Origin of the sequence: Halomonas sp. (assembly GCF_033549285.1) — a bacterium.
Classification (GTDB): domain Bacteria; phylum Pseudomonadota; class Gammaproteobacteria; order Pseudomonadales; family Halomonadaceae; genus Halomonas.
The window spans coordinates 56,920-77,983 of sequence record NZ_JAWSUJ010000007.1; the positions used below are offsets into that span (position 1 = coordinate 56,920).

The following is a 21,064-nucleotide window of genomic DNA, read 5'->3' on the forward strand; positions in this document are numbered from 1 at the left end:
GGCCGGCCTCCCACGGAGTCATGACATGAGCCAGAAATTCGAGCGCGTCCAGGCAGGAGAGAAGGTCTTCGACTGGTTGCTGCTGCTGTTCAGCATCGGCGTGCTGTTCGAGGCCTATCGCATCGACGGGATTCCCGGCCTCAACTCGCCGGGGTCCTTTCCGGTCGGCCTGGCACTGGTGATGCTGGCCTCGTCGGTGGTCATCCTGGTCAGCCATCGCCGCAAACGACGCGATCCTCGGATCCGCAATGCGTTTCACGAGGCCCAGGTCTTCCTCTACGAGCACTTCCAGCCGCATATCGTGGTGTTCACCTTCCTCGCCGTGGCCTATCTGGCCGCCATCGTCTGGGCGAGTTTCTATGTCAGCACCTACCTCTTCCTGGCGGTGACCTTCATCTACTTCCGACAGGGCAAGATAGTGAGCTCGTTGATCATCTCGGCCGTGGCCATCGCGGTGATCTATACCCTGTTCACCCTGGTGTTCCGCGTCTACCTCCCCTGACCCCTGAGGTCCACGATGAGTGATACGTTTTCCTACTTCCTGATGGCCTGGGTGGATCCTCAGCTGCTGCTGCTGACGGCACTGGGCACCCTGGCCGGCATCTACGTCGGCGCGATCCCCGGTCTCTCCGTGACCATGGCCGCCTCGATCCTGATCTCCTTCACCTTTTCCTGGGACATCAACAATGCTCTGGCGCTGATGGTGGGCATCTATGTGGGCGGCGTCTACGGTGGCTCGCGCACGGCCATCCTGCTCAACATTCCTGGTGCACCCTCGGCGGTGGTCACCGCCTTCGACGGCTATCCCCTCGCCCAGCGCGGCGAGGCGGGCCAGGCCATCGGGCTGAGTACCGTGATGTCGGTGATCGGCGGCCTGCTGGGCACCCTGGTACTCGCCGGCAGCGCCCCCTTCCTCGCCGACATGGCGCTGGAGTTCGCTCCGCGCGACTACTTCCTGATCGCCGTGCTCGGCCTGCTGCTGGTCAGTACCCTCTCCGGCAAGTCGTTGGCCCGAGGCATCTTCTCGGTGGCCCTTGGGTCCAGCATCGGCCTGGTGGGCATGGACATGGTCACCGCCCAGCCCCGCCTGACCATGGGCAGCATGGAGCTGCTCGGCGGCATCCATTATGTGGTGGTAATGATCGGCCTGTTCGGCGTGGCCGAGGCCTTCTACCAGTTGCATAACCTGACCAAGGTGCCGGTCAAGCAGAAGGTCGACAAGATCATTCCGCCGCTTAGCATGGTGCTGAAGTACCTGCCGCTCTCCATACGCACCTCGATCATCGGTGTCATCGTGGGCGCCCTGCCCGGCACCGGGGGCGACATCGCCTCGCTGTTCGCCTACGACCATGCCAAGCGTACCGTCAAGAACCCCTCCAGCCCCTTCGGCGAAGGCGCCTATGAGGGCCTGGTGGCCCCCGAGACCGCCAACAACGCCGCCGTAGGGGGCGCCTATGTGCCGATGCTGACCCTGGGGATGCCCGGCGATGCGGTCACCGCGGTGATCCTCGGCGCCCTGGTCATCCACGGCCTCAACCCCGGCCCCATGCTGATGATCGAGACGCCGCACATCTTCTGGTTCACCGTGGGCAACCTGGCACTGGCCAACATCTTCCTGCTGATCTTCGGCCTCACCGGCATCAAGGTGTTCTCCAAGGTGGTCGAGGTCCCCAAGGCGCTGCTGATCCCGCTGATCCTGGTGCTCTGCGTGGTGGGCACCTACTCCATCAACAGCAACATGACGGAAGTCTACTGGATGCTGGGCTTCGGCATCCTGGGCTACTGGCTGAAGGTGTTCGGCTTCCAGATGGGCCCCGTCATCCTCGGCGTGATCCTCGGGCCGCTACTCGACGAGACCTATCGCCAGGCGATGTCCTCGGTCGGGGACAATGGTAGCCAGTTCCTGCTGGCGCTGGTGGCCAATCCCCTCTCGCTGGTGCTGACCGCCGTGATCGCGCTGGTCCTGCTGGGCCAGACACCGGCCAAGGCTTGGCTGAAGAGCCGGTTCAAGCGACACTGATGCCTCACCCCATGGCAATGACGCGGCCCAACGGGCCGCGTTCCTGTTGGTGCATAAGTGGAGCGAGCCCGTGAAGGATGTATCCACCGGCCCCGGAAGTGCACTGGTCTTCGATTTCGATGGCGTGATCCTCGATTCGGCGATTCTCAAGCGCCAGGCCTTCGCCGACCTCTACGACGACGAACCGGAGGGGAACCGCCGGGCCGTGGTCGCCTACCTCAACCGTCGCGGAGGACAGCCGCGGGAGGTCAAGTTCCGCCACATCGAGGGCCAGATCCTGGGTCGCGATGCCGGCACCCAGCGGATCCAGGAACTCTGCCGGCGCTTCAAGGCCCATGTCGAACAGCGCCTGCTCGAGGCACCGGCCATTCCCGGTGCGCTCGAATTCCTGGAGCGCTGGCAGGGGGTGTGTCCCCTCTACCTGCTCTCTGCCACGCCGGAGCTGGAGCTCAGGACCATCACCGCGCGGCGTGGACTGGATCGCTATTTCGTGGAGGTGATCGGCGCACCGCCCGACAAGGTCAACGGCCTGCGCAACCTGCTGGCGCGCCGTGGTCACGTTCCCGCGGATACCGTGATGATCGGCGACTCCTACAACGACTACCGTGCCGCACGCTCCAACGGTACGGCCTTCATCGGCGTGACCGCCGACCCCTCGGCCTCGCCCTTTCCCGATGACGTGGTCACCACCATGGACCTAACGGGCCTGGAGATGGCCCTGTCAAAGCTGTAGCGCCACCCGCTTATCCTCGCGCCATCGCAAAACATCCAATCTGGCCAGATTGGCCCCGGGGGCAACTGTCATTGCCATGCCGCCCTGCCGACAATACGGATCAACAAGGAAACACGACGCATCGTTGACGCGAAAGCAGGCGTGACAGGATTCCTTGTCTATCCAGGCTCCATGCGCCCAGACGACAGGCCATCAGGTCGGTGGTGGCATGGAGAGACCCACAACAAGACCCCGAGGTGACACCATGGACAAGACCCGTCTTGAAGGAAAGAACTGCCTGATTACCGGTGCCGCGCGTGGCATGGGTGCCGCCGTTGCCGAACACTATGCCGCACAGGGCGCCAATGTGTGCGTGGCGGACCTGAACATCGAAGGCTGCGAAGAAGTCGCCCAGCGCATCAACGGCAGGGACGGCGGCAAGGCCATCGCGGTGAAGCTCAACGTGACCGAGCGTGAGCAGATGAAGGCGGCCGTCCAGGCCACCGTCGAGGCCTTCGGCAGCCTCAATGTCATGGTCAACAACGCCGGCATCAACAAGCCACTGATGTTCCTCGATATCACCGAGGAGAACTGGCAACAGATCATGGACGTCAATGCGCTGGGCTGCCTGCTCGGCATGCAGGAAGCCGCCAAGCAGATGATCGAGCAGGGCAAGGAGAACGGGCCCTACAAGATCCTCAATGTCGGCTCCATCCTGTCGCGCCAGGCCTTCGATGACGTGGTGCCCTACGCCTGCAGCAAGCATGCCGTGCTGGCGATGATCAACGGTGGCGCCAAGGCGCTGGTCGACCACAACATCACCGTCAACGGCTATGGCCCCGGTGTCGTGCGCACCGAGCTGTGGGAGCAGCTCGACAAGGACCTGGTCAGCATCGGCAAGTTCGACAAGCAGGGCCAGTCCATGGACGAGCTCGCCGAGAAGATGATCCTGATGAAGCGCTACTCCTACCCGGAGGATGTGGTCGGCACGGCTTCCTTCCTGGCCAGCCCCGAGTCGGACTACATGACCGGTCAGCTGCTGATGATCGACGGCGGCATGATCATGCAGTGACGCCACCGGCAACCCGGCGGGTGGCTCAGTAATACCCCCTGTCGCGCATCACCCGATCGGCCCTGTCCTGTGCCATGGACAGGGCCTTCTTGATGGAACGCCGCCCGTCCAGCACCTCGAAGATCTCGTTCCCGGCGATACTGATCACCTCCGTGATGCCCGGCACCGGGGGGCGCGGCCAGGCCTGCAGGATGTCCTTCCTCGCCATGTCATCCACGATCTCGATCAGCGGCGAGAGCGCCGAGACCTCCGGGTCCTGGCTGACGCTGAAGCGCGGGGTCACCAGGCTGCCGTTGAGGATGTAGAGCTTGGACATGTTGGCCGAGGTGAGGTGACGAAGCGCCGTCCAGACACTCTCGATCCGCTCCTCCGAGAGGTTGGCCGGAATGGCCAGGGCATAGCCTCCGATCGGGGTGATCGGACGGCCATGGTTACCGACGGGGTGCGGCAGGTAGCCGGTCTTTCCCCAGGCCGGTGAATTCCGGTCGAACTCGATGAGCGGCGACAGCAGCGTATAGCAGTAGGCCATGCAGGCCTCGCCGCTCGCATAGGCCTGGGCTCGCTCGTACCAGGCCATGTGGAGGATGTTGGGTGGCGAGTACTTGAGGATATCCAGCATGTACTCGCAGGCGCGGTAGGCCGCATCCGACTGGAACATCGGTCGCAGCGCCTCCCCGGATGCCTGCTGGAAGTCATAGCCACCCTCACAGCGGCGAAGGTCGATGATCGGTTGGCCGAACTTGGCCATCAGGAAACTGAAGGTGTGGCCCAGCGGCGTGCCTCGCGCGGCGTTCCAGGCGATGCCATAGCGCCCCCTCGCGGGGTCATGCAGGCGCCTGGCCGCCTTGACCAGTTCCTCGGTCGTCGTGGGGGGCGCGAGCTGCGCCTCCTCGAGGATGTCCTTGCGATAGCAGAGCAGCTCCGGCGTGGTCTGCAGGGGCATGCCGTACTGCCGCCCGGCGTAGCGCGTGCTCTGAATGGCAACCGAGTGGAAATCGGAGAGGTCGTAGGCATCGCGACGAATGAAGGGGTCGAGGGGCAGCAGGATCCCCTTCGACGCCAGTTCGCCGAACCAGGGGAGGTCGCAGGCGACGAGGTCGTAGCGGGACTTCGGGCGACCGGCATTGGCCAGGATCGCCTCGAGCAGGTCGTCGATCGACCGGGCGGAGTTGTGGATCTCGAGGCCGAAGACCGACTCCAGCTGCTGCTTCAGGTTATGCATCGCCATGAAGGTGGGATCGGCGTGGATGAGCCCCCGCAGCCCGCCCTTCAGTTCGAGCCGAACCGAAAGCACCGCCGGCGGCGAGATCACGCGACCCGTCGCGGCCGCGTCGAGGAAGATCCGCCGACCGGTGTCCGACGCCGGATCCACGCCAAACAGGGGCCCCAGCAGGCCCTTGATCCGGTGCGCATAGGCCTCCCACTCATCGATCATCATGGGCGAGGGGTGCAAGGAGACGGTCTTGCCCGATTTCGTCCTGGGGCGTGACAGGATCAGCCCGCGCTGGATGATGCTCTCGATCCCGCGCTTGGCGGTGCCGTAGGAGAGCCCGGAGGCATCCGCCAGGGAGGTGGGCGTCGTCAGTCGGCCGGCGAGGTGGTTGCGCATGAGATGGAGCATCATGCGCATCTCCCGGTAGCCGTGGCTCAGGGAGAGCGAGTGTTCGGTCTCCTCCTCGAACTTCTCGATGAAGTCGATGAAGCGCGAGAGCTCCGTATTGGAGAGCTTCGGCCTCGGCGTCTGGGACAGCCTGTCGTAGGGCCCCTCGGGATGGCTCTCATCGGGGAGGTCGCTCATGGTCGCCTCGGGGCAGGAAGGAGGGAGAGCCACAAGATAGCGCCGCCTCGCGCCTGGCGGCAATCGCGACGCCGACGCGGCTACCCCCAGCCGTCAACGATCAGCCGAATGCCCAGCAGGATCAGCAGGCCCAGGATGATCCGGAAGAAGAGCTCACCGTTCAGCCGTTTCTGTATGACCAGCCCCAAGCGCACGCCCAGCCAGGCCACCGGGATCAGCAGCAGCGCGATGGTGAGGTTCTCGACATTCAGCAGGCCGAGCATGCCGTAGGGCACCAGCTTGACCAGGTTGGTGGCGGCCAGGAAGACCACGGCGGTTCCCAGGAACTGCTCCTTGGAGAGCCGGCACTGCAGCAGGTAGAAGTTGAGCGGCGGGCCCCCGGCATGGGCGATGAAGCTGGTGAAGCCGGCGATGCCACCGCTTATCCCGCCGACCCAGACCGGCATGACGCGGCCGCGGAAGGGCTTGAGCAGCCCCCACAGGCCGAACAGGATCGAGAACACCCCCAGCAGCACCTTGAGCAGGGCCTCATCGAAGCGGCCATAGGTCAGGTAGCCGACCGCCACGCCCAGCACCGCCGGGGGAAACATCAGCCACAGCACGGCCCCCACCCGATGGCGCCACCAGGCCCGCAGGCTGAAGACATCCATGACGATCAGCAGCGGCAGCATGACGGCCACGGCGAAGGTCGGGCTGGCCTTCAGCGAGATCAGCGGCACCGCCACCACCCCGACGCCCCCGGCGAAGCCCGATTTCGAGATGCCGGTAATCAGCACGGCGATGATGATCAATACAATGAACTGCCAGTCATGCACCATATGACGCCTCGTGATTTCCGGAAGAGAATAAAAAAGGGCCGTGCTAACACGGCCCAAATCGGAGGAACCTGCAGTGTCCCGTGCCTGCCTCGGCGTACCGAAGCGGCAGCCTCTCGGCCCTGTCAGACGACCTGGCAGACCTCGTCGAACTCGAACCGATCCTGGCGCGGGAAGAGCGCCGAGGCATCGCCGTAGCCCAGATTGCAGAGGAAGTTGCTCTTTACCTGGCCATCGGGGAAGAACTCCTCATCCACGGCCGCATTGTTGAAGCCGGACATCGGCCCGGCATTCAACCCCAGGGCGCGGGCGGCCAGGATGAAGTAGCCCCCCTGGATGGAGCTGTTGCGGAAGGCCGTGGAGTTGATGAAGTCCGTCTTGCCCTCGAACAGCGACTTGGCATCCTTGTTGTGGGAGAACATGCGCGGCAGGTGCTGGTAGAACTCGGTGTCATAGCCCAGCACGGCCACCACCGGCGCCTGCATGGTCTTCTCCTGGTTGCCGGGAAGCAGGGCCGGCTTGAGGCGCTCCTTGGCTTCCTGGCTCTTCAGGAAGAGCACGCGAAGGGGCTGGCAGTTCATGGAGGTCGGGCCGAAATGCATCAGGTGATACAGCTCGCGCAACTTCTCCTCGCTGACATCCTGGTCCTTCCACACGTTATGGGTACGCGCCTCGGTGAACAGGGTCTCGATCGCGGTGTTGTCGATAGCAGTCATGTCGCTTTCCTCTTGCTGGATGGTGGTTTCTGGGTGGTTTCTTCTTGCGATGCGACTAGCGGCTCGCCTTGAGGCCGAAGTCGTAGGTCAGATGGCGGAAGGGGACTTCCATCGACCGTCCATCCGGTGCTCTTCCCGGCGGCAGCAGCTCATACTCCCTGACCAGGGAATCCTTGACGCCGAAGACGGCGTCGGAGTCGAGATAGGGGTCGTCCTCGGCGAAGACCTGGGTCACCAGGGTCTCGTAGCCCTCGGCCATCAGCATGAAGTGCACATGGGCGGGGCGGTAAGGATGTCGACCGGTGATCTCCAGCATCTGGCCGACCGGGCCGTCGGTAGGGATCGGGTAGGGTGAGGGCGTCACCGTCCAGAAGGCATAGCGCCCCTGGTCGTCGGTGGTGAACCTGGCCCGCAGCGAGGCACTCTCGAGCTCCTTCTGGACGTCGTAGAACCCCTCGCTGTCCGATTGCCAGACATCGACCACGACATTGGCCAGCGGCTCGCCGCGCCCGTCATGCACCCGCCCCTCCACGAAGAAGGGCTCTCCCTCGACGTTCCAGTCGATCGACTCGCCCTGGGCGACCTGGGGCGGGTCGGCCACGTAGAAGGGACCCAGCACCGTGCTTTCCGACACCATGGGGTCGGACGTCTGGTGGTTGATGGCATCGACCAGCATCGTCACGCCCAGGGTGTCGGAGAGCAGGATGAACTCCTGGCGCTTGTCGTCGCACATCTGGCCGGCGCGGGTCAGGAAGTCGATGGCCTGGGTCCACTCCTGCTCGGTGGGCTCCACTTCGCGGATGAAGGCGTGCAGGTGGGTGACCAGGCTGTTCAGCACGCTCATCAGGCGCTCGTCACTGCAGCCGGCGAACTGCTCGATCACGGCATCCGTGATGTTCTCGGCATTGAGGTTTCGCATGGGGTCATTTCCTCTCGATGGCCGGCAGCCCGGAGAGGCGCTCGGTATGGTGGATCGTGGCGATGTAGTCATCCTCACCGTGCCCCGTGCCGATCAGCGAGCTGTAGGCCTCGCGCATCTGGGCGGCCAGGGGCACGGCGACACCGTCCCCATGGGCACAGCCGAGGATCAGGTCCAGGTCCTTGGCCATCTGGGCAGCCGAGAAGGTGGAGGTGAAGTCGCGGTCCTTCAGCGGCTGGGTCTTGTACTTGACCATCGGCGAGCCCACGGCGCTGTCGGCCATCAGGTCCAGCATCGCCTCCCAGCCGATGTTGCCCTTGCGGGCCATCGCCAGCGCCTCACCCATCATCCCGGCGCTCACCGCGATCATCAGGTTGATCGCCAGCTTGGCGTAGCGCGCCTGTTCCTCGTCACCGAGCCAGTACTGGGCCTTGGTGAAGGTGGCCATCACCGGCACTGCCTCATCCAGTGCCTCGCGCGGACCGGAGACCATGGCCGACAGGGTGCCGGACTCGGCGGCGACCGGGTTGCCCGACACCGGACTGCGCAGGTAGGCGATGCTCCGCTCCTCGGCGGCCGCGGCCACCCTGGCGGAGGCCTCGATGCTGACGGTGCTGGTCTCGACCAGCACGCTGCCCGACGCCAGCTTCGCCAGCAACTGGCCGCTCTCCAGCATCAGGCCCAGCAGCGCCCGGTCATCGGGAATCGAGACGAAGACCAGGCGGCAGCCCTCGACGGCGGAGGCCAGGTCATCGTGTGCCGTGATGCCGACCTGTTCGGCCAGCGCCATCCGCTCGGCGCTGAGATCGAACCCCTGGACGGGATAGCCGGCCGCGGCGATCCGCGTTGCCATGGGCAAGCCCAGCTTGCCCAGGCCAACCCAGGCTACCTTGGTGGTGGTTGTCATTGTGACGCCCCCTCTTGTTGGCGTGACTGAAGCTCGGCGTAGATGCGGTGACCGGAGGCAGCCAGGTGGCCAATCCCCTCCTCGACGTCCGCCAGCAGCTTGCCGTGTCGCTTGTGGAACTCTCCCGCCACCATGACGCTGTCGACATTGGCGAGACTCGCCTGCATTACCACGGTCGAGACCGGATCACTGACCGGCTGCATGTTCAGCTGGCTGCTGTCGAGCAGCACGATGTCGGCCTGCTTGCCCGGGGTCAGGCTGCCGATGCGATCCTCGAGCCCGAGGGCGCGGGCACCATCGACGGTGATCCACTGCAGTGCTTCCCGCGTCCGGATGGTCGAGGTGTCGGGAATGCTGCCCTGCTCGCGCCGCGAGGCATCGTTGTCCAGCGAGCGCTGCATGCCCAGCGCCATCCGGGCCACCGTGAACATGTCCCCGGAGATCACCGATTCGAGATCCACCCCCAGGGAGACGACGCCGCCGTGCCGGCGAACGTGGCCGGTGATCGGGAAGCCGTGCCCCTGGGTCATCTCGTTCTCCGGCGCGATGGAGAAGGTCACGCCCTTCTCGCAGAACCGCGCCAGTTGCCCGTCGCTGAGGCTCTGCCCGTGCACGATATTGATGTCCGGCCCCAGCAGTCCCTTCTCCTCGATCACGTCCCAGCCACCGGGGGTGACCGCCTTGCCGCCGCCCTGGTGCATGGAGGCCACCAGGCCGAACTCCTTGGCCAGTTCGAAATCGTGCAGGGTGACATCGAGGGTGGAGTAGTGCGGCCCGAGGATGGCCAGGCCCAGGGTCACGCGCCCGTCGCGGTCGCCCAGCGGGCCGGCGAGCAGCCGCTCGACCTCGCCGCGCGGATGGGGAATCTCGCTGAAGTGCGGCTGGCCCGGCTTGGGGTCCGGCTTGGGCGAGCCATGGAAGAACAGCGCCCGGATACCGGACGCCTCGAGCCCGCGAATCGCCGCATCGGTATGCTCGGGCGTGGGGTTGTTGTGGCACCAGTCACCCAGGGTGGTGGTGCCGCAGTTGAGCTGGTTGAGCGCCCCCATGCGCGTGGCGATATGGATGTCATCGGGGCTGAACAGGGTCGCCAGGCCGCGATGCACATGGCCGAAGTACTCGAGCAGCGTCCAGTTGGCGGCGACGCCGCGAAGGGCCGTCTGCCAGGTATGCATATGGGCATTGACCAGGCCGGGGATCAGGATGCCTCCCCGACAGTCGATGACCTCGGCGCCCTCGGCGGGAAGGTCCTGGCCAACCACCAGGATACGATCGTTCTCCACCAGCACCTGGCCATCGGCCAGATCGCCGATCTCGGGGTCCATGGTCACCACGGTGGCATTGGTCAGCAGGGTCTTCATGCGTCGGTCACCTCCCTTGGGGTCGGTCGACGGCCGGCAAAGGCATCGCTCAGGAGGCGATGGATGCCCTCGGCCTCGATCTCGCGGGGATTCCAGTAGGGATTGCTCGTGGCGATCTGGGTCGCCCGGTCGATATCGCTCTCCTGCAGGCCGATGTCGGCCAGGGCCAGGGGCGCCCCCACGGCGCGCGCCAGGTCATGGAGCCCGCCGGCCGCATCGTCGCTGCCCAGCGCCCGGGCGATGCGGGACATCGCCTCCGAGGCGGCCCCGGCGTTGTAGGCCACGGCGTGGGGCAGCACGATGGTATGGGTCTCGGCATGGGGCAGGTCGAAGGAGCCGCCCAGGGTGTGGCAGAGCTTGTGATGCAGCGACATCCCGACGGAGCCGAGGCAGGCACCGCACAGCCAGGCGCCATAGAGGGCATCCGAACGCGCCTCCTGGTTGGCCGGCTCCTTGGCGATCACCGGCAGGCTGCGTGCCAGGGCGGCAATCCCCTCCTCCGCCATCAGCGAGACCACCGGGTTGCGGTCCTTGGCGTAGAGCGCCTCCACCGCGTGGGCGATGGCATTGATGCCGCTGGTGCCGGACATGCCGACCGGCAGACCCAGCGTCAGGTCGACGTCGTAGATCACCACCTCGGGCAGTACCTCGAGGGTGCGCTGGGTCGTCTTGAGGCCGTCCCGGGTTTCGCCGAGGATCGGCGTCATCTCGGAGCCGGCATAGGTCGTGGGAATCGCCACCTGGGGCAGGCCGGTCCGCAGGGCGATGGCCTTGCCCAGGCCGATGGTGGAGCCGCCCCCGATGGCCACGGTGCAGTCCACCTGGAGCTCCTCCACGTGGCGCATCGCCGCGTCGGTGACCTCGACCGGGGTGTGCATCCTGGCCTCGGCGAAGAGGCCGGCGCCGAGCTCGCCCAGCTGGGCGAGCACCTCGCGGGCCTGGCCGGCCTGCTCGGGCGTTGCCAGGACGAGGGCCCGGTGGCAGCCCAGCTCACGGACCTCCTCGGCGAGTCGGGAGAGAGTTCCCTGGCCGAAGATGACGCGTGACGGCAGGCCGTTGTAGATGAAGGGCATCATGGTGGTGTCCTCGTGATTGCGTGGGAAGGTCCGGCGCGGGTCGCGTGGGCCCATCAGGCAGAGGCCGCGGGGGCAGGCCCGCGGGCGTCCGTGACGTACTGTCCGGTGATGGCCTGAACCAGCTTGTCCTCGGATACCGCATCGCCGTCGAATTCCGCCGTCACCCGGCCGTCGTACATCGCGATGATGCGGTTGCTGACACCCAGCACCTCGGGCATTTCCGATGAGATCACCAGCACCGCATAGCCCGACCGGGCCAGCTCCTTGATCAGCGCATGGATCTCGGCCTTGGAGCCCACGTCGATGCCGCGGGTCGGCTCATCCAGGATCAGCAGCTTGGGATGGGTATGCAGCCACTTGCCGATGACGATCTTCTGCTGGTTGCCGCCACTGAGGTTGCCGACCTTCTGGCGCCAGCTGGGCGTCTTGATCTTCATCGCCTGCTGGTACTTGTCGTAGACGACCTTCTCTTCCCCGGTCTTCATGAAGCCCATGGAGGAGACACTGCCAAGCGCCGAGAGGGTCATGTTGTCGCGACAGTTCATGCCGAGGATCAGGCCCTGATCCTTGCGATCCTCGGGGACCAGGGCGATGCCCTTGACGACCGCATCGTGGCTGGAATGGATCGTCTCGGCCTTGCCTTCGAGCAGGATCTCGCCGGCCGATGGCTGACGCAGACCGAAGATCGTCTCGGCGACCTCGGAGCGGCCCGCACCGACCAGGCCGTACATGCCGACGATCTCACCCTTGCGGACGCTGAAGCTGATGTCCTCGAACACCCCATTCACGGTGAGGTGACGCAGTTCCAGCATCTTCTCGCCGAACTCGCTGGGCTTGCTGGCATGATCGAGTTCGAGGGTCCTGCCGATCATCAGCTTGGTGACCTCATCCTCGCTGGTGTCAGCCGTGTTCAGGGTCCCGTTGTACTCGCCGTCCCGCAGCACCGAAATGCGCTGGGAGAGGTGGAAGATCTCGTCCATGCGGTGCGAGATGTAGACGATGCCGACCCCCTGCTCCTGGAGGTTACGGATGATGTCGTAGAGCACCGGCTTCTCGTGATCGGTCAGTGATGCCGTCGGCTCGTCGAAGACCACGATCCTGGGCGTGAAGACCAGCGCGCGGGCGATCTCCACCATCTGCTTCTTGGCGATGGAGAGGTTGCTGACCATGTCGCGGGAGCTGAAGGTGCACTTGAGGCGCTTGAGTATCTCGGTGCTGTCGGCGTGCAGCTTCTTCCAGTCGACGCGGTTGCCCCATTTCAGCGGCAGGCTGCCCAGGAAGATGTTCTCTGCCACCGACATCTCGGGGACCAGCGACTGCTCCTGGTGGATCAGCACGATGCCGCTCTTCTTGGCCTGCTTGGGGTTCTCGAAGGACTTCTCCTCGCCGGCGAGGATGATCTTCCCCCCGTTGGGCTGGTGCTTGCCGGCCAGCACCTTCATCAGGGTGGACTTGCCGGCGCCGTTCTCGCCCAGCAGGGCATGGACCTCGCCCGCCCTGACGTCGAAGCTGACCTTGTTCAGGGCCACCACACCCGGAAACTTCTTGGTGATGTCGATCAATGACAGGACGGGGCCCGAGGAACTCGCACGGCGATCGGCGTTCCGGTTCATGGCTGCAGTGCTCATATGCTGACTCCCTTGCTGGCATGGACGTTGAGCCGCTGGTCGATGATCAGCACCGAGATCAGGATGACGCCGAGAATGACCAGCACGTAGAAGGCCGGCACCTGCATCAGGTTCATGCCATTGCGCAGGATGCCGATGGCCAGCACGCCGCCCAGGGTGCCGGTGATGCTGCCGAACCCCCCTGTCAGCTTGGTGCCACCGAGCACCACGGCCGTGATGGTCCAGAGCTCGTAGTCACGGCCCAGGTTCGGCGTGGCGGCGCCCATCTGGGTCGCCAGGAGCACCCCGGCGAGGGCGGCGAAGAACCCCACGATGATGAAGTTGATCATCATGTGACGGCCGATACGGATGCCCGCATCCAGGGCAGCCTCGGGGTTGCCGCCCACGGCAAAGGTATTGCGACCATGGCCGGTCTTCTTCAGCACCAGGTGCATCACCAGGGTGCAGACGAGGAAGATGATGGCGAGCACGGGGATCGGCCCGATCGAGGCGGTCCCGAAGTCGGAGAAGGCGAAATTGGTGGCGTAGAAGGACTGCTCTTCGGTGTAGACGAAGATGAGGCCGCGGACACCGATCATGGCCCCCAGGGTCACGATGAAGGCGTTGACCCCTGTCTTCCAGACGATCAGGCCATTGATGGCACCCAGCACGAGACCTGATGCCAGGGCGGCGATGACGGCGATGGTGACGCCATAGTCCTGAAGGCCGACCGACAAGGATGCCGCCAGCCCCAGGACGGCACCCACCGAGAGATCGATGTTGCCGTTGATCATCACGTAGGTCATGCCCAGGGCAATCAGCCCGATGGTCGAGGTCTGGACAAGGATATTGCTCAGGTTTCCGACGGAGAGGAAGTACTCCGACATGAAGCTGAAGAAGATGGTAATGGCGATGACAAACACCCAGATCGGCTGGATAAAGCCACTGCCCTTGAGAAAATCCTTCATGTTAATCATGTTGATCACCAGGTTCAGGAGTGAGTCGTGAACAGACGCTTGCGCTTGTTGGCAAGGTCCAGCCACACCGCCAGGATGATGATCACCCAGGTGACGAGCCATTGGGTGTAATAGGGATACCCCAGCAGCAGCAGGCCATTCTGGATGAAGCCCAGGATCAGCACCCCGATGATCGTCTTCCAGACACTCCCTGCTCCGCCCAGCAGGCTGGTTCCCCCGAGGATGATCCCGGCCAGCACCAGCAGTTCGTAGCCCTGCCCGACGTTGTTCTGTGACCCCATGACCCGCGAGCCCAGCACCAGGGCGGCACAGGCCACGCAGAAGGCCGAGATCAGATAGGTACTGAATACGCACCAGTTCTTGCGGATGCCGGAATAGACGGCGGCGGCCGGGTTACCGCCGACGGCGAAGATGCGACGGCCATAGCTGGTGTAGGACATGGCGACCTGCACGATGATCGCGAGCACGGCGAAGAGGATCACTGGCACCGCGATACCCAGCACATAGCCTCGTCCGAAGAAGGCGAACCAGGTGTCGCTCTGGTTGGCGATATCGACGTTCTTGCCGCCGCTGTAGATCAGCACCAACCCCTGGATCGCCGACAGCATTGCCAGGGTGACGATCAGCGAATTCAGCCTCATGAAGCCGATCAGGAAGCCATTGACGGCCCCGATCAGCAGGGTGAGGACGAACATCAGGATGATGGCACCGGCTGGCCCGATCTTGTCATGCAGATCGACGACCAGCACCGTCGAGAAGGAGAGCATCGACCCGACGGAGAGATCCAGATTACCGCCGATGATCACTACCGTGACACCCACGGCAATGATGCCGATGATCGAGGCCTGGCGGACCACGGTCATGATGTTAGACTGGGAGAGGAACTGTTCGGAGAACAGCGAGAAAGCAAACATGCAGATAAGGAAGAAGACCAGGATACCCTGAGAGGAAAGAAAGTTCAGGAGACCTGCCTTATACTTCTTATTCAGCATGATGGCTTGTTTACCTTGTTCTACAGAAGCCATGATACTCACCTATTTTGGCGCTACGGACTGAAGGCCAGGATGTTTCCGTTGCAGTCGACGCCCCGTTGGCATGCCCTGGGGCATGCCACCGAATCGAGAGACGTTCTGACCATTCGTCATGGCCAACGGAGTGTCGCTTTCTGCTTTCCGAAACGGTCTTGATACACCGCTGCGGAGCCATTGGCCTGGGATACGTGGGATGGCACGAGTTCCCTTCTTGCCCCGAGACTTGCGATATTCAGAACACGGGCTTGTCGAACTCGGCGAGGTTGTCGGCGGTAATCTTGGGTGTCTCGAAGAAGTTCATCTTCGGCACATCTTCACCTGCCAGGACATCGAGGGCAGTCTGGAGCGCCGCTTCCGCGTCATCGATCGGTGACTGGTAGATGGAGCCGTAGTACTCGCCACGCTCGATGGCCTCATAGCCCACGGCGAAGTTGGTGGCACCGATGAACACGATCTCATCGGCACGGCCGGCACTCTTGGCGGCGTTCAGGGCACCGACACCCATGTTGTCATCGCCGGCATAGACACCGTCGATATCGTCATACTTGGTGAGGAAGTTCTCCATGACCCGCTGGGCCTTCTCACGGTTCCAGTCACCGGGCTGGGTCTCCACGAGCTCGACCCCGGGGCATGCCTCGGCCAGTTTCTCCTCGAAGCCCTGGGCACGCTCCATGGCGGTGGTATAGCCCGGCTGGCCGGCGATCTGCACGATCTGCCCCTCGCCATCGAGGGCCTCGCACATCATCTCGGCAGAGGAGGCCCCCTGCTGGACGTTGTCGGGGCCGGAGAAGGCCGCGATATACTCCATGCCGGCCTCGGCGATCTTGGAATTGGTCACCACGACGGGAATACCGGCCTTGTGGGCCTGGCGGATGGCCGGGATCACCGCCTGGCCGTTGGTCGGCCAGATGATGATAGCATCGACACGCTGCTGGATGAGGTTGCGCACCTGGCCGATCTGGCGGGCCACATCGCCGCCGGCATCGAGCACGACGACGTCGACATTGCCATGCTTGTCGGCCGCCGCCTCGAAGGCGCTTTCATAGGTCGTCTGGTAGCTGTCGACACCGACATTGTTCTGGGTGATGCCGATCCGGTAGGACTCCTCGGCCTGGGCAAGGCCCGCGGAGAGAATCATGACACTGGTCGCTAGCGCTGTTTTGTAGAACATGTTGTCACCTGCTTTGTTTTAGTCTGCTCTCGCCGACTCGCCGGAGGGGCTTGTCAGGGTCAGGGGGAGCTTAGGGCCGGGGCTTGATTCACCGCAACGCGACCATCCTGGCGAAATGACCAATCTGGATACTTTGCCGGCCCGCTTCGCCCGCGGAAGGGGCAATGGCAGGGAAAAGGCGGCGCTATGGCCTGTTAACCCGCTGTAATGACAGCGGGAAGCCCCAAGGCAACGGTTACTGAGGAATTCCGTGATCGCGGCACCGCGATGGTGCGGATTCACGGCGCCCCGCCTGTGGATCACAGGCGGGGCGCGGGCTTTCACTCCCCGAGGGGCCGGGGAGACAAGGTAGGTAGAGGGATCAGGCCACCGGCGTCAGCCGGCTGGCCTGCCTGCCGCGCACCATGTCGAGCTCGACACGCTCAGTGACCTGGCGGTTCGAGCAGCCGCTGCCAGGCCTCGATCACCACCTGGCGGTGCTCCTGGAACGCCTCGTCGCGTCCGCGGACGGGCTCGCGGGTCAGGGAGGCGCGATGGGCGGCGCTGCGCAGGGCCAGGTAGGCCTCGCGCAGCCGTCGGCATGTCTCGGCCGGCAGGCGCTCGGTGGCCTCCAGGGTCTCGAGGATGCGCATGTTGTCGCTGTAGCCCAGCAGCTCCGGCGTCTCATGGCCCATGGCCAGCACGGCGTACTGGCAGAGGAACTCGATGTCGACCATCCCGCCGGGGTCGTGCTTGAGGTCGAACTCGCCCTCCCCGCTCTTGCCGCCCAGGTGGTCACGCATCTTATGGCGCATCTTGACCACCTCCTCGCGCAGCGCCTCGAGGTCGCGCTTTCGGCCGAGGATCTCGCCGCGAATCGCGTCGAAGCACTCGGCCAGGCGCGGATGGCCGGCCACCACCCGGGCCCGCACCAGGGCCTGGTGCTCCCAGGTCCAGGCCTGCTCGCGCTGGTAGTCGGCGAAGGCCGAGAGCGTCGAGACCAGCAGCCCCGAGTTGCCCGAGGGGCGCAGGCGCATGTCCACCTCGTAGAGGCTGCCCGCCGGCGTCACCGCGGTGAGCAGGTGGATGATGCGCTGGCCCAGCCGGGTGAAGAAGACGGCATTGTCGATGGGACGCTTGCCGTCGGTACTCCCCTGGGTGGCGCCGTCGTGGAGGAACACCAGGTCCAGGTCGGAGCCGTAGCCCAGCTCGATGCCGCCGAGCTTGCCGTAGCCGACCACCAGGAACTCGGCCTCGCTGTCGCAGCGCCCGCCCTCGCGGCGCTCCGGGAAGCCGTGCTTGCGGGTCAGGTGCTTCCAGGCCATTGCCAGCACCGCCTCCAGGACCACCTCGGCGATGTAGGTGAGGTAGTCGCTGACCTTCATCAGGTGGCGGGTGCCGGCGATATCGGAGGCCGCCACGTGCAGCACCTGGGCATGCTTGAAGACCCGCAGCGCCTCGAGCTGGGCCTCCTCGTCATCCTCGGGAAGCCGCCCCAGGGCCTGGCGCAGCTCGTCGGCCAGGCGCTCCTTGTCGGCCGGCGTATAGAGGGTCTCCGGCGTCAGCAGCTCGTCGAGCAGGATGGGATGGCGGGCGAGCTGGGCGGCGATCCAGGGGCTGGCGCTGCACAGCTTCATCAGGTGCCCCAGGGCGTCCGGGTTCTCGCGCAGCAGCGCCAGGTAGGCGGTGCGTCGCAACACCGACTCGACCAGCGGCAGCACCCGCTCCAGGGCCAGGTCCGGGGTTTCGCTTCCGGCCACGGCATCGAGCAGCAGCGGCAGCAGGGCCTCGAGCCGCTCGAAGCCGATGCGCTGCATGGCCTGGACCTGGCGGGACTGGCGCAGCGCCCGCAGCCGGCGCAGGGCGGCATCCGGCTCCGCCAGGCCGGCCTCCTCCAGCAGTTCCCGGGCCTCGTCCTCCTCCAGCTCGCCGCGCCACATCGCGCGCCACTCCTCCAGGCCGACGGCACCGGCGGGCTGGTCGGCGTCATCGGGCTCCTCCACCTCCTCCTCGGGCTCGGCGATCACCGCATCGAAGTGCCGGCGCACCCGTTCGCGCACCTCGTCGAGGCGCGCCATCACCGCCGGCCAGTCCTCCATGTCGAGTGCCAGGGCCACCCGCTCGCGATCGGTGTCGTCGTCGGGCAGGGTCTGGGTCTGGCGATCCTCCAGGGCCTGCAGCACATGCTCCAGGTCGCGCAGGAAGACGTAGTCGGGCATCAGCTCATCGACGACCTCCGGTGGCAGCAGGCCGAGCTCGGGGAGGCGCTCCAGGGCGGTCTTCAGCGAGGTGACCTGCAGCTCGGTATCGCGGCCGCCGCGGATCAGCTGGAAGGCCTGGACCACGAACTCCACCTCGCGGATGCCCCCGGGACCGAGCTTGATGTTGCCCTGCATGCCCTTGCGCCGGACCTCGCGGTTGATCATCGACTTGAGCTCGCGCAGCGACTCGATGGCGCCGAAGTCCAGGTACCTGCGATAGACGAAGGGGCGCAGGCTGGAGAGCAGCTCGGCCCCCGCGCCCAGGTCGCCGGCCACCGGTCGCGCCTTGAGCATGGCGTAGCGCTCCCACTCGCGCCCCTGGTCCTGGTAGTAGCCGGCCAGCGAGGAGAAGCTACCCACCAGGGGGCCGCCATCCCCCAGGGGGCGCAGGCGCATGTCGACGCGAAAGGCGAAGCCGTCGGCGGTCACCGCGTCCAGGGCAGTGATCAGCCGCTGGCCGAGCTTGGTGAAATACTCCTGGTGTTCCAGGGACTTCCGCCCGCCCTCGGTCTCGCCCTTCTCGGGGAAGGCGAAGATCAGGTCGATGTCGGAGGAGAGGTTCAGCTCGCCGGCGCCGAGCTTGCCCATGCCCAGCACCACCAGCCGCTGCTCGCTGCCATCGCGACGCGAGGCGGGTCGCCCCCAGCGCGGCGCGAAATGGGCCTCGAGCCAGGCCAGGGCACCCTCCAGGCAGGTCTCGGCGAGCCGCGACACCGCGCCGCTAGTGGCCCACATGTCGATGCCCGGGGGGCGGGTCAGGTCACGCCAGACGATGCCCAGCATGCGGGCACGGCGGAAGCGGCGGATGGCACCATGCAGGGCCGCCTCGTCCTCGGCGGCCTCCAGCCGCTCGTCGAGCCAGTCGCGCAGGGCCTCCGCGGTGGGCGTCGTATCCAGCTCGCCGCTGGCATCCAGGTGCAACAGCCACTCCGGATAGCGCACCAGGGTCTCGGCGGCGAAGGTCGAGATGGCCAGCACCTGCGCCAGCTCACGGCGCCGCGCATCCGACAGCGCCAGCCAGTCCTCCAGCGGGGAGTCGCTGCCGTTCATGTCGGCCAGATTGTCGGCCTGCTCCAGCGAGCTCGCCAGCCGGTCGCGAGCATGCGCCAGGGGAGCCCTCAGGGGCTCGGGAATGTCATCCAGCGGCAGGAAGTCATCGGGCAGGGCCATGGGCATCTCGCATCCGGTTCTCGAATGCCTCCAGCATAGCGAAGCCTGCCCCGCCCCATAACCCGGCCTAGCCGAGGAATTTCTCCCAGGCCAGCAACCCCCAGGTCAGGCCGGCGGTGAAGAGCGACAGCATCACGGCCGCCGAGCCGATGTCCTTGGCGCGCCCCGAGAGCTCGTGGCGCTCGGTGCCGATGCGATCCACCACGTTCTCGATGGCGCTGTTGAGCAGCTCCACGATCAGTACCAGCAGGCAGCTGCCGACCAGCAGGACCCACTCCACCGGCCCCTGACCGATCCACCAGGCCAGCGGCAGCAGGACCCCGCAGACCCCGAGCTCCTGGCGGAAGGCGGCCTCGTTGCGAAAGGCCGCCCTGAGCCCCTTGAGGGAGTAGCGGGTGGAATGCACCAGGTGCTGCCAGCCGGTGTGTCCTGGCTTCATGTCGCGCGCTCCGGGGGTTCAGTGGGCATCGATCATCGCCTCGAGATCGGCGGCCAGCGGGTCGAGCACCTGCTGCCAGTTGAGCCAGGGTGTGCTGGAGGTGCCGTTGACGACCGCCGCGAACACGCCCCACTGCCCGCTGCGGGTGCGGAAGTAGCCGCCCACGGCGCGCACGGCCACCGGCTGGTTGAGGGTGCCGGTCTTGAGCATGACATGCTGCTGGAAGGTCATCGAGCCGCGGCGCAGGAAACGCATCACGCCGTTGGCCGGCGACTGCAGGGCCGCGACGAAGCTGGGGAAGAGCGCCGGCCGGCGGTACATGCTCTCCAGCAGGGCGGTGATGCCCGCCGCCGAGGTGCGGTTCTCCGGGGTCAGGCCGCTGCCGCTGCGCAGGGTCACGGGCCCGTGGTCGGGCAGCCCGGCCACGAAGGCCTCCAGCGCCCCGCCGGCCTGCACCAGGCCGGCGCGGGGAGACTCCACCAGGTTCAGCGCCAGCTGGTCGGCCATGAAGTTGTTGGAGTGGTTGAGGGTGCGCAGCAGCACTTCCTGAAGCGGCTCGCTCTCCACGTAGGCCAGGGCGCGTGCCTCGGCCGGCGGCTCGGTGGACGCCACGCCGGCACCGTCGCGCACCCCGATTCCGGCCTGTTCCAGCATCGCCAGCAGGGTCGCCGCGCTCTGGCGCGCCGGGTCGGAGCTGGCGCGGTAGATGGTGCGGGGACGGGCATTGGTGGAGATCTGTCCGCTCACCACCATGACGTCGCCACTGTCGCGCAGCACGCGCTCGGCATTGAGTCGGGTGCCGCTGTCGTCGGGCCTGGTCTCGACGCGGTTGTCGATCCCGACGATCGGCGCCTGGCTGTCGCAGCTGGTGATACGGGCGGGCTCGCCGGGCACGGCGGCGGGCGCCACGCTGACGCACCAGCTGCCGTGGTTCACGCCGGCCGAGGAGAGCAGTGCACTGTAGGCATTGGCTACCCGCGAGTGGGCCTGGCAGCGGTCGGTGGTGATGCACTCCACCGGGCCATAGCGCCAC

The 21,064-nt window shown here is 65.6% G+C and carries 18 protein-coding genes; 4 read left to right on the forward strand and 14 right to left on the reverse strand.

Annotated features, from left to right (window positions below):
* Positions 1 to 25 precede the first annotated feature (25 nt).
* From SCI24_RS03050 to SCI24_RS03065, 4 genes are all read left to right on the forward strand, one after another.
* Positions 26 to 502: a tripartite tricarboxylate transporter TctB family protein gene (locus SCI24_RS03050; RefSeq protein WP_318723933.1), complete on the forward strand. Its 477-nt coding sequence runs from the start codon at positions 26 to 28 to the stop codon at positions 500 to 502.
* A gap of 15 nt (positions 503 to 517) precedes the next feature.
* On the forward strand, positions 518 to 2,020 hold the full coding sequence (locus tag SCI24_RS03055; RefSeq protein WP_318723934.1) for a tripartite tricarboxylate transporter permease: 1,503 nt from the start codon (positions 518 to 520) through the stop codon (positions 2,018 to 2,020).
* Between the two features lie 70 nt (positions 2,021 to 2,090).
* Positions 2,091 to 2,753, forward strand: coding sequence for an HAD family hydrolase (locus SCI24_RS03060; RefSeq protein WP_318723935.1), 663 nt, complete (start codon positions 2,091 to 2,093; stop codon positions 2,751 to 2,753).
* 244 nt (positions 2,754 to 2,997) lie between these two features.
* Entirely contained in the window at positions 2,998 to 3,804 is an 807-nt protein-coding gene (locus SCI24_RS03065) for an SDR family NAD(P)-dependent oxidoreductase (protein ID WP_318723936.1), read from the forward strand.
* Positions 3,805 to 3,829: 25 nt separating this feature from the next.
* Here SCI24_RS03065 and SCI24_RS03070 read toward each other — a convergent pair whose 3' ends face one another.
* From SCI24_RS03070 to SCI24_RS03135, 14 genes are all read right to left on the reverse strand, one after another.
* Positions 3,830 to 5,602: an ABC transporter substrate-binding protein gene (locus SCI24_RS03070; protein ID WP_318723938.1), complete on the reverse strand. Its 1,773-nt coding sequence runs from the start codon at positions 5,600 to 5,602 to the stop codon at positions 3,830 to 3,832.
* Between the two features lie 80 nt (positions 5,603 to 5,682).
* Positions 5,683 to 6,420, reverse strand: coding sequence for a sulfite exporter TauE/SafE family protein (locus SCI24_RS03075; RefSeq protein WP_318723939.1), 738 nt, complete (start codon positions 6,418 to 6,420; stop codon positions 5,683 to 5,685).
* 122 nt (positions 6,421 to 6,542) lie between these two features.
* On the reverse strand, positions 6,543 to 7,133 hold the full coding sequence (locus SCI24_RS03080; RefSeq protein ID WP_318723940.1) for a malonic semialdehyde reductase: 591 nt from the start codon (positions 7,131 to 7,133) through the stop codon (positions 6,543 to 6,545).
* 55 nt (positions 7,134 to 7,188) lie between these two features.
* Entirely contained in the window at positions 7,189 to 8,052 is an 864-nt protein-coding gene (locus SCI24_RS03085) for an intradiol ring-cleavage dioxygenase (protein WP_318723941.1), read from the reverse strand.
* A gap of 4 nt (positions 8,053 to 8,056) precedes the next feature.
* Entirely contained in the window at positions 8,057 to 8,959 is a 903-nt protein-coding gene (locus SCI24_RS03090; RefSeq protein WP_318723942.1) for an NAD(P)-dependent oxidoreductase, read from the reverse strand.
* The gene (locus SCI24_RS03095; RefSeq protein WP_318723943.1) at positions 8,956 to 10,320 is read right to left on the reverse strand and encodes an amidohydrolase family protein; all 1,365 of its coding nucleotides are present in this window, start codon (positions 10,318 to 10,320) and stop codon (positions 8,956 to 8,958) included. The genes SCI24_RS03090 and SCI24_RS03095 overlap by 4 nt, the downstream gene beginning before the upstream one ends.
* A complete protein-coding gene (locus SCI24_RS03100) occupies positions 10,317 to 11,393 on the reverse strand; it encodes a maleylacetate reductase (protein WP_318723953.1) in 1,077 nt (358 codons plus the stop codon). The genes SCI24_RS03095 and SCI24_RS03100 overlap by 4 nt, the downstream gene beginning before the upstream one ends.
* Positions 11,394 to 11,449: 56 nt before the next feature.
* Positions 11,450 to 13,024, reverse strand: a complete 1,575-nt coding sequence (locus tag SCI24_RS03105; protein WP_318723944.1) for a sugar ABC transporter ATP-binding protein — start codon at positions 13,022 to 13,024, stop codon at positions 11,450 to 11,452.
* Positions 13,021 to 13,980: an ABC transporter permease gene (locus SCI24_RS03110; protein WP_318723945.1), complete on the reverse strand. Its 960-nt coding sequence runs from the start codon at positions 13,978 to 13,980 to the stop codon at positions 13,021 to 13,023. Before SCI24_RS03110 ends, SCI24_RS03105 begins: the two co-directional genes overlap by 4 nt.
* Before the next feature lie 14 nt (positions 13,981 to 13,994).
* Positions 13,995 to 14,972 (reverse strand): ABC transporter permease, encoded by a 978-nt coding sequence (locus SCI24_RS03115; protein ID WP_318723946.1) that lies wholly within the window; start codon positions 14,970 to 14,972, stop codon positions 13,995 to 13,997.
* Positions 14,973 to 15,243: 271 nt separating this feature from the next.
* The gene (locus SCI24_RS03120; protein ID WP_318723947.1) at positions 15,244 to 16,182 is read right to left on the reverse strand and encodes a sugar ABC transporter substrate-binding protein; all 939 of its coding nucleotides are present in this window, start codon (positions 16,180 to 16,182) and stop codon (positions 15,244 to 15,246) included.
* Between the two features lie 422 nt (positions 16,183 to 16,604).
* Entirely contained in the window at positions 16,605 to 19,592 is a 2,988-nt protein-coding gene (gene glnE / locus SCI24_RS03125) for a bifunctional [glutamate--ammonia ligase]-adenylyl-L-tyrosine phosphorylase/[glutamate--ammonia-ligase] adenylyltransferase (protein ID WP_318723948.1), read from the reverse strand.
* A 67-nt stretch (positions 19,593 to 19,659) separates the two neighbouring features.
* Positions 19,660 to 20,031, reverse strand: a complete 372-nt coding sequence (locus SCI24_RS03130) for a diacylglycerol kinase (protein ID WP_318723949.1) — start codon at positions 20,029 to 20,031, stop codon at positions 19,660 to 19,662.
* 18 nt (positions 20,032 to 20,049) lie between these two features.
* A partial coding sequence (locus tag SCI24_RS03135) for a D-alanyl-D-alanine carboxypeptidase (RefSeq protein WP_318723950.1) occupies positions 20,050 to 21,064 on the reverse strand: 1,015 nt, incomplete at its 5' end.